Annotated in this window: 2 protein-coding genes and 2 pseudogenes; all 4 read left to right on the top strand. The window is 44.4% G+C overall.

The features are described 5' to 3' along the window. Positions 1 to 322 (top strand): annotated as a pseudogene (locus QUA40_RS25340) (hypothetical protein); the annotation flags it as partial. A 163-nt stretch (positions 323 to 485) separates the two neighbouring features. Continuing rightward, positions 486 to 9,986, top strand: coding sequence for an amino acid adenylation domain-containing protein (locus tag QUA40_RS25335; protein ID WP_333131003.1), 9,501 nt, complete (start codon positions 486 to 488; stop codon positions 9,984 to 9,986). Between the two features lie 12 nt (positions 9,987 to 9,998). Further along, positions 9,999 to 10,703, top strand: a complete 705-nt coding sequence (locus tag QUA40_RS25330) for an MFS transporter (protein WP_333131001.1) — start codon at positions 9,999 to 10,001, stop codon at positions 10,701 to 10,703. Between the two features lie 249 nt (positions 10,704 to 10,952). Further along, a pseudogene (locus tag QUA40_RS25325) lies at positions 10,953 to 11,535 on the top strand (transposase); the annotation flags it as partial. Positions 11,536 to 11,927 lie beyond the last annotated feature (392 nt).

The raw sequence follows: 11,927 nt of genomic DNA, 5'->3' as shown, positions 1-11,927 counted from the left end.
GGCACAAGCGGTAGCAGCAGGCATTATTCCCAACGGGTTCGAGCATTGGGTAAAGTTTGGTTTTATTGAAAAAAGAACGCCACAAGTTTCCTTCAACGAGCAATTTTATCTAGATGCTAACCCCCAAATAGCAGCAGCAGTTGCCAACGGTAGTTTTTCAAGCGGATTTGAACATTATGCGCGGTTTGGAGTGGCTGAAGGTCGATCGCCCGTTGCCAGTACTACACCCACAGGATCTAAACTTCAAGAAATCTTAAAGCGCGGGTTTGTGAGGGTTGCAGTTAACGAGGATGCGAAGCGTCCCTACATTGCCGACTTTTAGCTAAAACATTTTGCCCGACTTGTGTCTAAAACTCTCGCACTATAAAGGCGCTTCTAGTCCGAAGTAAAAACATCCAAAAACACCAATATTTATCACTTTATCTACAACCACTCAAATATCTTCGGCACAAAATCTGCCCGTCCTGAACGATACCATCACCCCTATGACGCCAGAAACAACAGCATCCTTTCATCCCCTCTCCTTGGGTCAACAAGCTTTATGGTTTCTCTACCAGATGGCTCCCGAAAGCGTGGCATATAATATTTTTGATACAGCGGTAATTCGCTCAAGCATCGATATTACAGCTTTGCATCGGGTGTGGCAAAAAATTGTAAACCGCCATCCGATTCTCCGGACTACTTACACCAATTCCGAAGGGAAACCCTTTCAAATTCTTCACGAATACCTAGAAAGTGATATCCAGATAACAGATGCTTCAAATTGGAGCGAAGACTACTTAAAAAAACAAATATTATTAGAAACCGACCGTCCCTTTAACTTAGAAAAAGAACTACCTTGGCGACTGAATATATTTACTTTGTCGCCCCAAGAACATATTCTGTTGCTGACCATGCACCACATTGTCAGTGATTCGTGGTCTTACGATTTGCTCTTTACTGAGATGCAACTCTGGTATGCAGTCGAAACGGAACAACTTAGTCATCAGCAAATAGAAGCTTCTGTTCCTAAAAATCTGCCCTATACCGACTTTGTACATTGGCAGTCAGAAATGCTATCTAGTCCAAAGGCAGAAAAACATTGGGAATACTGGCAAAAGCAACTAGCGGGTGATTTGCCAATCCTGAATTTACCAACAGACAGACCCAGACCGCCGATACAGAGCTTTCGGGGAAAAACGCATATTTTTCAGCTAGATGAAAAATTAATTAAGGGACTGGGAGAGGTAGCTAGAGCGACAGGTACAACTCTTTACAAGCTGATGCTGGCGGCTTTTTTTGTGTTGCTTTACCGCTACACAAATCAAGAAGATATCTTGGTGGGAAGTCCGATGCTGGGAAGATCCGGTCGAGAGTTTAGAGGAGTTGTCGGTTATTTCGTCAACCCTGCTGTTTTGCGGGCTTCTATTTCGCCAAACCTGACATTCCCAGATTTGTTAGATCAGGTCAGCACTCAAGTCAAAGCAGCCCAAAAGCATCAGGATTATCCATTTCCACTTTTAGTCGAGCAACTTCAGCCTCAGCGAGACCCCAGTCGCTCTCCACTGTTTCAAGTCAGCTTCACTTGGCAAAAGCAACGTTGGTGCGAGTCAGGAAAAGAGTTAGGCTTGAAGATGGAGCCATATCCACTCGGCCATCAACGGGGGGCAAGTTTTGACCTGGATGTGATGATGATGGAAATGGGAGAAGTTCTCCTGGCTGGCTGGCAATACAACACGGATCTGTTTGATGGGGCAACTATCGCTCGAATGGTGGAACATTACCAGACTTTACTCGAAGGAATCGTCACCAATCCCAAGCAGAAAATTTTAGAATTGCCTCTACTGACACCAAACGAGCGCCACCAGTTATTAGTGGAGTGGAACAACACTTGGGCTGAGTATCCCCAGGATAAGTGCATCCATCAGTTGTTTGAGGAGCAAGTTCAGCGATCGCCCTCTTCTGTGGCCGTGGTATTTGAAGGGGAAAAACTCACCTATAGGGAACTGAACGCCCGGGCAAACCAGCTAGCACATTACCTGCGATCACTGGGTGTAGGGCCAGAAGTTTTGGTGGGCATCTGCCTAGAACGTTCCTTTGAAATGATTATAGGACTGTTAGGCGTACTCAAAGCGGGTGGTGCTTACGTTGCGCTAGACCCGAACTATCCCTCTGAGCGCTTGGCTTTCATGCTAGAAGATTCGTCGGTTCCAGTGCTGCTTACCCAAGAGAAACTACTGGAGAAACTTCCTGCACACTCAGCGCGTGTTATCTGCTTAGATTCAGACTCGAAAGAAATTGCTTCTTACCCCAAAGAAAACCCTTTAAGTTCAGTGAAGCCAGAAAACTTGGCTTATGTTATCTACACATCAGGGTCTACAGGAAAACCCAAAGGCGTTTTAATTCAACAAGGGTCGCTAGTCAACTACACAACGGCCGCGAGTGCTGAATATAGAATACAGAAGTGCGATCGCATTTTACAATTCTCCTCAATTAGTTTTGATGTCAGTGCCGAAGAAATCTATACCAGCCTGACTTCTGGTGCGACGCTTGTCTTGCGTACTGATTCCATGCTGGACTCCCTTGAGGGATTTTTGCAAAAGTGCAAGAATTGGGAAATCACTGTAATGGCTTTGCCAACAGCCTATTGGCACGAACTGACCGCTTTCTTGACTCAAGAAACGGTGCTATTACCCCCATCATTGCGCTTAATAATCATTGGCGGAGAAAAAGCACTGCCCGATCGACTGAAAACTTGGCTTGAGTGTGTGGAACAGCGAGTTCGTCTGGTGAATAATTACGGCCCGACAGAAGCCACTGTGGGGGCAACGATATATGATTTATCGGTAGTGGACACGACATTGAAGGAGTTGCCGATCGGTCGTCCCCTTGGGAATGTCTGTACTTACATCTTAGATCGGAACGGACAGCCCGTACCCATTGGCGTTCCAGGTGAGTTGCTTATCGGCGGCGCAGGTTTAGCACGAGGATATCTCAACCGTCCCGATTTGACTGAAGAGAAATTTATTCCCAACCCTTTTAGCAATGAACCGGGTGAACGTCTCTACAAAACAGGAGATTTGGCTCGCTACCTACCGGACGGTAACATCGAATACATCGGTCGTATTGACAATCAGGTGAAGATTCGTGGCTTCCGCATTGAATTAGGTGAAATCGAAACCGCTATTTCTCAGCATCCATCAGTCCAACAAACAGTAGTCATTGCCACCGAAAACAAAGCTGGCAGCAAACAATTAGTAGCTTATATCTTGCCACAACCAGAAGCAGCACCAAAAAGCAACGACCTCCGAAATTTCCTTAAACAAAAACTCCCCGATTACATGATTCCAGCCACCTTTATCATGCTGGAAACCCTCCCCCTCACCCCCAACGGCAAAATAGACTCAAAAGCCTTACCCAAACCAGAAACAGTACATCAACAACTAGCCACAAACAAAGTTCTTCCCCAAACATCTACCCAAAAAATCCTCGGCACAATTTGGGCAGAAGTTCTCCAAATACAGGAGGTAGGCATCCACGACAATTTCTTTGAATTAGGCGGCGACTCCATCCTCAGCATTCAAATTATCGCCCGCTGTCACCAAGCCAATCTCCAACTCACACCCAAAGACTTATTTCAACATCAAACCATTGCCGAATTAGCCAAAATTGTTACTCCCACAACAGAAATTACAGCCGAACAAGGTTTAGTAACTGGTCACGTTGCCTTAACCCCCATCCAACACTGGTTTGTCGAAGAAAACTTACCCGAACCTTACCACTTCAACCAATCATTCCTATTTGAAATATCCCCCGACTTAAAACCACAACTATTGCAGCAAGTTCTCCAAAAACTGCTGCTACATCACGATGCCCTACGCCTGCGGTTAATTCCCAAGGGTGACACTTGGCAACTTCTTAATAGCTCTACTCTTGACTGCGAAATTTTCAGCATTACCGATATATCACAAATAGCCCCAAGCGAACAAATTACCGCCATTGAAAGCACAGCTAACCAATTACAAGCCAGCCTAAACCTCTCAGAAGGCCCTATTATCCGCGTCGCTTTATTTCATCTAGGCGAGCATCAACCAAATCGTTTATTAATTATCATCCATCACTTAGCGGTCGATGGCGTATCCTGGCGGATTTTGTTAGAAGACTTAATCGCGGCATACCAACAACTCAATCGAGGAGAAAAAATTAAATTACCAGCCAAAACCACTTCCTTCCAAGATTGGGCAGTCCGACTCACCGAATATGCACAAACTCAAATAGCCGTAGCAGAACTCGACTACTGGCTAACTCAATTAAACTCTCACACTGTACCTCTACCAGTAGACGATCCTTCACAAACAGCAGAAAACCAAATGGCCGATAGAGCCGAAGTATCAGTCTCCCTAAGTGCAGAACAAACCACAGCCCTACTCAAAGAAGTTCCTTCAGCCTACAACACCCAAATTAATGATGTCCTGCTCACCGCTTTAGCGCAAAGTTTTGCCTTGTGGACAGGACAAACTTCACTGCTAATTGATTTAGAAGGACATGGACGAGAAGAATTATTTTCAGATCTGGACTTAGCGAGAACAGTCGGTTGGTTTACCAGCGTATTCCCTGTCTTATTAAAGTTAGAACAAGCTGAGGTAACAGCGAAATCACTTAAATCTATCAAGGAACAACTGCGCCATATTCCCCAACGCGGGATAGGTTATGGGATAATTCGCTATCTCAATGAGGATGAAACCACACGCCAGCAACTACAACAACTTCCCCAAGCACAGGTAAGTTTTAACTATCTGGGTCAGTTCGACCAAATGCTGTCAGCATTTCCGATATTGGGATTAGCTCAAGAGTCGAGCGGCTCTCCAGTTAGTTTTAAAGGGAATCGCTCTCACTTGCTAGAGATAGATGGATTTGTGGCTGATGGCAAACTGCAACTAAGTTGGGCTTACAATACGAAAATTCATCAAAGGGCCACAATTGAGCGTTTAGCTAACAGTTTCATAGAAACATTAACTGGTATTATTCACGACTGCTTGTCGTCAGAAGCTTTTGGTTATACACCAACAGATTTCCCTGATGCTGACATAACTCAAGCAGAGCTTGACGAGTTAGTAGAGTCCTTAACACCTAAAACCCTTCTTGAATCCATTTACCCCTTATCCCCCATGCAAGAGGGGATGCTCTTTCATACCCTGTATGCTCCTAATTCTGGAGTGTACTTTGAGCAATTGGTTTGTACTCTGAGTGAAAATCTAAATGTTTCAGCCTTTGAACAAGCTTGGCAGCGAGTGGTAGAACTTCACCCAATTTTGCGGACTTTCTTTGTTTGGCAAAACCAACAACATCCGCTTCAGGTTGTGTGCAAGTCGGTCAATTTACCTTATCATATTTATGACTGGCGTTCTCTATCTTCAGGAGAACAAGAAGAACGTTTGTCGGCTTTTTTACAGGCTGAACGAGAGCGGGGCTTTAAGCTTGACAAAGCGCCGTTAATGTGTTGCACTCTCATTCAATTAGCTGATAATAATTATCAATTTGTTTGGAGCCATCATCACTTACTGATGGATGGTTGGTGTTTGCCGATAGTCCTGAAAGAAGTCTGGGCTTTTTATGAAGCTTTTAACCGAGGTGAGAATCTATATTTAGAGGCCCCACCTCCTTACCGAAATTATATTGCTTGGCTGCGACGGCAAGACTTGTCAGATGCTCAAAAGTTTTGGCGCTCACAACTTGCAGGTTTTACGGCTCCTACGCCTTTGATGGTGGATAAATTGGTGGGAAATATATCCGAACCGAAGGATATCTATGATGAGAGGAAGATTAAGTTATCGGCAACGCTAACAGATGCACTTAAGGAATTTGCTCGGCAACACCATCTGACTTTAAACACTTTAGTGCAAGGAGCTTGGGCTTTGCTGCTAAGTCGCTATAGTGGGGAGTCAGATGTGGTATTTGGGGCCACTGTATCGGGACGACCTCCGGCTTTGTTGGGGGTAGAATCGATGGTGGGGCTGTTTATTAATACTTTGCCTGTGCGAGTACAAATTTCGGCTGAAACTGAGTTGTTGTCTTGGCTAAAACAATTGCAGGCGCAGCAGGTTGAGCGGGAAGAGTATTCTTACACCCCGCTAGTAGAAATTCAGGGTCAAAGTGATGTTCCGAAAAACCAGCTTTTGTTCAATAGCATTGTGGTGTTTGAAAATTATCCAGTAGATTCTTCTTTATTAGAAGGTCAGGGGAGTGTAGAAATTAAGAATGTTGTCGGTTTTGAAAGAACGAATTATCCTTTGACTGTGGCAGTTGTTCCTGGTGGGGAGTTGTCTATTCAAATTAGTTACGATACTGACCGTTTTGATGATGATACTGTCAGCCGGATGCTGGGGCATTTAGAAAGTTTGTTGTCGGGAATGGTTGCTCAGGAAGGTGGGCTGGTTGGTGAATTGCCACTGTTGACTCAAAAGGAGAAGCAGCAGTTATTACTGGAGTGGAATAACACTTGGGCTGAGTATCCCTTTGATAAGTGTATCCATCAGTTGTTTGAGGCGCAAGTTGAGCGATCGCCCGACGCTGTGGCAGTGGTTTTTGAAGGAGAACAACTGACGTACCTCGAATTGAACGCAAGAGCAAATCAGTTGGCACACTACCTGCGATCGCTAGGAGTTGGGCTAGAAGTTTTGGTGGGGATTTGTATCGAGCGATCGCTAGAAATGACCATCGGCATTCTTGGCATTCTCAAAGCAGGAGGGGCTTATGTTCCGCTCGACCCTGGCTATCCTAAAGAGCGGCTTGCCTTCATACTAAAAGATGCGGCTGTGCCACTATTGCTCACACACTCCCAGTTAGCTGAGGGGTTACCTGCACACTCGGCCCAAGTGGTGTACTTGGATAAAGATTGGAAAAACATCAGCAAGTACAATCAAGAGAATCTTACCCAGGATGTGAAAGCGGACAACCTCGCCTATGTTATCTACACCTCTGGCTCAACAGGAAACCCAAAAGGGGTTTGTTGTAATCATACAGGTGTAGTGAATCTGTTAGACGACTTTCAAAGCCGCAAGCCAATTTCTATTGGAGATAAATGTAGCTTATGGACTTCTATTAATTTTGATGTTTCAGTTTATGAAATCTTTACGCCTCTCTTATCTGGTGGGTCATTATTGATTCCCTCAGACTTTTTAAAGCTGAACGGCGAAGCATTTTTTGGATGGTTATGTACTAACCAGATTCGCAGCGCATATATTCCTCCATTTATGATCGAGGAGTTGGTGGAATGGCTGAATTCCTTAGATGCCAAGCTATTTTTGCAAAGATTGCTAGTTGGAGTAGAACCAATTCGCGAACAGTTGTTAGTAGAAATTGTAGAGAAGGTTCCTGAATTACTAATCATCAACGGGTATGGCCCAACTGAGGCTACAGTTTGTGTCACTCTGTATTCTGTTTACCCTCGAATCCAGAGCTACAAAAACACACCAATTGGTAAACCTGTTCAGAACACACAAACTTATATTCTCGCTCGCCATCTCCAACCCGTTCCTATTGGGGTTCCCGGAGAATTACATATTGCCGGTGTGGGGTTAGCGCGAGGATATCTCAACCGTCCCGATCTGACTGATGAGAAATTTATTCCCAACCCCTTCAGCAATGAACCGGGGGAGCGTCTCTATAAAACTGGCGACTTAACCCGCTACCTGAGCGACGGCAACATCGAATACCTCGGTCGCATAGACAATCAGGTGAAAATACGTGGCTTTCGCATCGAATTAGGCGAAATTGAGGCGGTACTGGCAAAACATCCGAACGTGCGCTCAGTGACAGTCATTGATCGAGAAGACACACCTGGAAACAAGCGCCTCGTAGCTTATCTAGTCTCTAACCTTATTCCAGACCGCATTCCTTATCACAGTGAATGCCAACTAGAACTCAACGGTAACGCCATCACAATCCACACACAAGATATCTCCACGGGCGGCGTTGGTTTGGTGGGGGTGCCGGCTATCGAGCGAGGTGAGAGCGTCCGCGTGCGTATGCAACTACCTGGAGAGAGCGAACCGCGCTGGCTTTCTGGGACAGTAGTTTGGTCACGTCCACCACAGGCTGGGATTCGCTTTCATCTTACACCCAGCGAACAGGCTCAAGTTGAGCAAAGCGTAGATTATCAGTTGGACACTCAAGACTTGTGGAAAACTTTGCAGCGCACAGTGACTCGCAACCTGCGCGACTACCTGAAACAAAAGCTACCTGATTACATGATACCGAGCGCGTTTGTGCTGATGAAAGCGCTGCCGCTGACACCCAACGGTAAAATAGACCGTCGCGCCTTACCCGCACCAGATAACTTTCACAACGAACAGGAAGATAAATTTGTCGCCCCTAGCACTCCGACTGAAGCAAAATTGGCTGCTATCTGGGCTGAAGTCTTGGGATTAAAAAGAGTTGGCATCAACGACAACTTCTTTGAATTGGGAGGACACTCCCTGCTAGCAACTCGAATCATCTCGCGCATCGGACAAGTTTTTGCGATTGAACTTCCCCTACGCCATTTATTTGAAGCACCTACCATCGCTTCCCTGTGCAAGATACTAGAAACTGAGTATCCTACGACATTAAAAGAGCTATCGGACTATAGCATCGCGTCCCAGAACTTATCATTTCTTGTCCCTACAACGCGAAAAGGACATCTGCCACTCTCCATCCAACAAGAGTATATCTGGCACGTTCAGCAATTAAATCCTCACAGTTGTAGCTGCAACAGTGGTGTTGCTTTACGGTTGACTTTCAAGGTTTCTTCAGAAGCATTGGAAAAAAGTATCAACGAAATTATTCGCCGCCATGAAAGTTTGCGGACTACATTTCCGGTGGTGGACGGTCAACCCGTGCAAGTAATTGCCCCAGAACTGACTTTACCCCTAAAGATAGTAGACTTACAAAATATACCTTCGGCAAAGCGAGAAGCTGAAGCTCTTCATTTCTCCGAACGAGAGATAAACTACCACTTTGACTTAGCGAATGGCCCATTAATTAAGGCAACCTTGGTGCGGTTGTCTTCACAAGAGTATTGGTTACTCATACCAATACACCATATCATCACGGATGGCTGGTCAATCGGCATCTTTGTGCAAGAGTTAGAAACGCTTTATAACGCTTTCTCAAATAACTTACCTTCACCATTGCCTGAACTGCCGTTGCAGTACGCCGACTTTACTCTCTGGCAACGTCAACGATTTAATGAAGAAGTCTTGGCTGGGCAACTTAATTATTGGGTGCAAAAACTAGCTGCTCCTTTACAACAACCAGAATACCAGCCAGATCGGGAATCAAAGCTTCATCCTAATAGCGGTTACGCTTGTTCCTACTCTCTAGTCTTGAATGAAAATCTGGTCACATCCCTCGAAAACTTGAGTCGCTCTCAAAGCATTACCACATCTACTATCCTCCTGGCAGCTTTAACTCTCCTTTTGTTCAAATATCAGGGGCAAAGTGAAATTATGATAGTGACGACGATTGGTAATCGTAGCACTCCTGAACTTGAAACAATGCTCGGTTGCTTTATCAATGACGTAATTTTGCGTTCACAACTTAACGACGAACAAACAGCAGTAACTCTTTTAGAGCAGGTTCAAGAAGCACTTAATGAAGCGATTGCAAACAAGGAGATTCCTTTACAAAAAGTCATTGAAGTTGTCAAGCGCCAAAGAAAATTGATTTTTTCAGCAAGTGTTACAATCGTGCCTCCTGTAGAGGGTTCTAACCAAATGCCTATATCAGAACTCGTACTAGGTTCGGGCAAAGATACATTATGGGATGAAGAAATTCCTCTAGAGCTTTATATTTCTTCGGCTTCGGAAAAATCTAGAATTATCGAAATTAATGCTGTTTACAGTAGAGATTTGTTTACCAGTGAAACTCTCGAACGCTTGTTTAGTTACTATCAAGAAATCTTGCAAAATCTTGCCTCATCACCACAAATGAAGATTGCAGAGTTTGAGCAGTTTAAAAAAAAATAGAGAAGGGAGCGAATGAAAAAATTCCTTACCTTCCGTAAAATGCGCGTTTTTCTTATTGTCTGGTTTGGACAACTAATATCCCTTATCGGGTCGGGTCTGACTAGCTTTGCTTTGGGAGTGTGGGTGTACCAGCGTACGGGGTCAGTCACTCAATTCTCTCTGATTTTGCTATCGGCTATGCTGCCCAGTATCCTGATTTCTCCGGTAGCGGGTGCCTTAGTTGACCGATGGAACCGGCGGTGGTGCATGATTCTATCTGACTCCGGCGCGGGGATAACTACAGTGGCGATGGCTCTATTACTCACCACCGGAAACCTTGAAATTTGGCACATCTACCTCGCCGTCAGCCTCAGTTCTGTCTGCAAAGCGTTTCAGTTGCCCGCTTACACTGCTTCGACCTCTTCATTAGTACCGAAAGAATTTCTCCCTCGTGCGAGTGGAATGGTTCAGTCAGCAGAAGCGTGCGCCCAGCTAATTTCACCGCTGTTGGCAGGAGTCTTGCTAGGGCTCGTACAGCTTCAAGGGATTATTTTAATTGACTTTGCCACATTTCTTTTTGCTGTAACAACTCTGTTACTCGTTCGCTTTCCTAATGTTGTTAAAACTATTACTCTTTCAGTTCAGAAGATGAAAAAAGTTCACTCTGGCACGAGGCACTTGAAGGCTGGACTTATATTACCGTTCGACCCGGACTACAGCACTTTGCTTAACGATTAGGTACAATAGTAGAGGTGGTAAGAAAAAGAAAAATGAAACCCTACTCCCTAGATATGCGTCAAAAGATCATTAACACTTACGAAGCAGGTAACACCTCTATTCGGAAAGTAGCAGAAAGATTTCAAGGAGCGTAAAAGTACCGTACAGGCACTACTAAAGCGAAAAAAAGAGACAGGAAGACTACTCCCTAGTCAGGCTCATGGTGGTAAACCGAGCCAACTCTTTGGTCACGAACAACAGATTGAAGAGATGGTAGCCCAGTATCCAGATTACACACTTGCAGAATATTGTGAGTATTGGCACGAAAAAACAGGAGTATGGTTGAGCGAGAGCGCCATGTGCCGATTCTTACAAAAGCAGCAACTCACTTTGAAAAAAAAAACACTACGGAGTAGTCAAGCCCATAAAGAAATTAATCAAAAGAAGCGAGTAGAATATTGGGAAAAAATCCGAGATGTCGAACCAGAAAATCTGATATTTTTGGACGAAATGGGCGTATTGCTGGGGATAATGAGACTTAGAGCTAGAAGTAAAAAGGGAGAAAGAAGCTACGATATCAAGCCATTTTATAGAGGAAGTAGGGTAACAGTGGTGGGAGCAATAAGCAATAAGAAAGTCATCGCCATGAAGACAATAGAAAAATCGATAAACGGAGAGGAGTTCAAGAAATTTGTGCAAGAACAACTTCCAAATTATGGAAAGGAGCGGTATTAGTCATGGATAATTTGAAGGCGCACAAAGTAGAGGGGGTAGAAGAAATGATTGAAGCAGTGGGAGCAAGAATAGTGTATTTATCACCTTACTCACGCCTAGTTTAACCCGATCGAACATTTATGGTGGGAATTAAAGGCATGGCTCAGGAGATTTGTACCTCGAAGTATACAGATAGTAGAAAAACTATTGGAATTGGGAGTGAAATTATGTTCAAGTAAGCAAATCAAAAATTATTTTGCTCACTGCTGTTACTGTACCTCTTAGTCACGCAAAGTGCTGTATTAATGCTGCTAATTTTATTCGCACTCGACAACTTTGTTACAGGGCTGGTTGAAGTTTTACTCACTCCCTTGGTACTTTCTTTTGCTCCAGTTACCGTTCTCGGAACCATTAGACCTCTTGCGAAAGTGCGATCGCTTTGGTAAAATAAAAGAAAAAATTAGCTTAATAATATGAATTACGAACAATTACAAAAGTTAACCCCCAAAGGCTTTAAACGCTACTGTGGAG

Origin of the sequence: Microcoleus sp. Pol11C3, assembly GCF_036701485.1 — a bacterium.
Lineage (GTDB): Bacteria > Cyanobacteriota > Cyanobacteriia > Cyanobacteriales > Microcoleaceae > Microcoleus.
The sequence above is the reverse complement of the archived record's forward strand: the minus strand, read 5'-3'. Positions and strand labels throughout refer to the sequence as shown.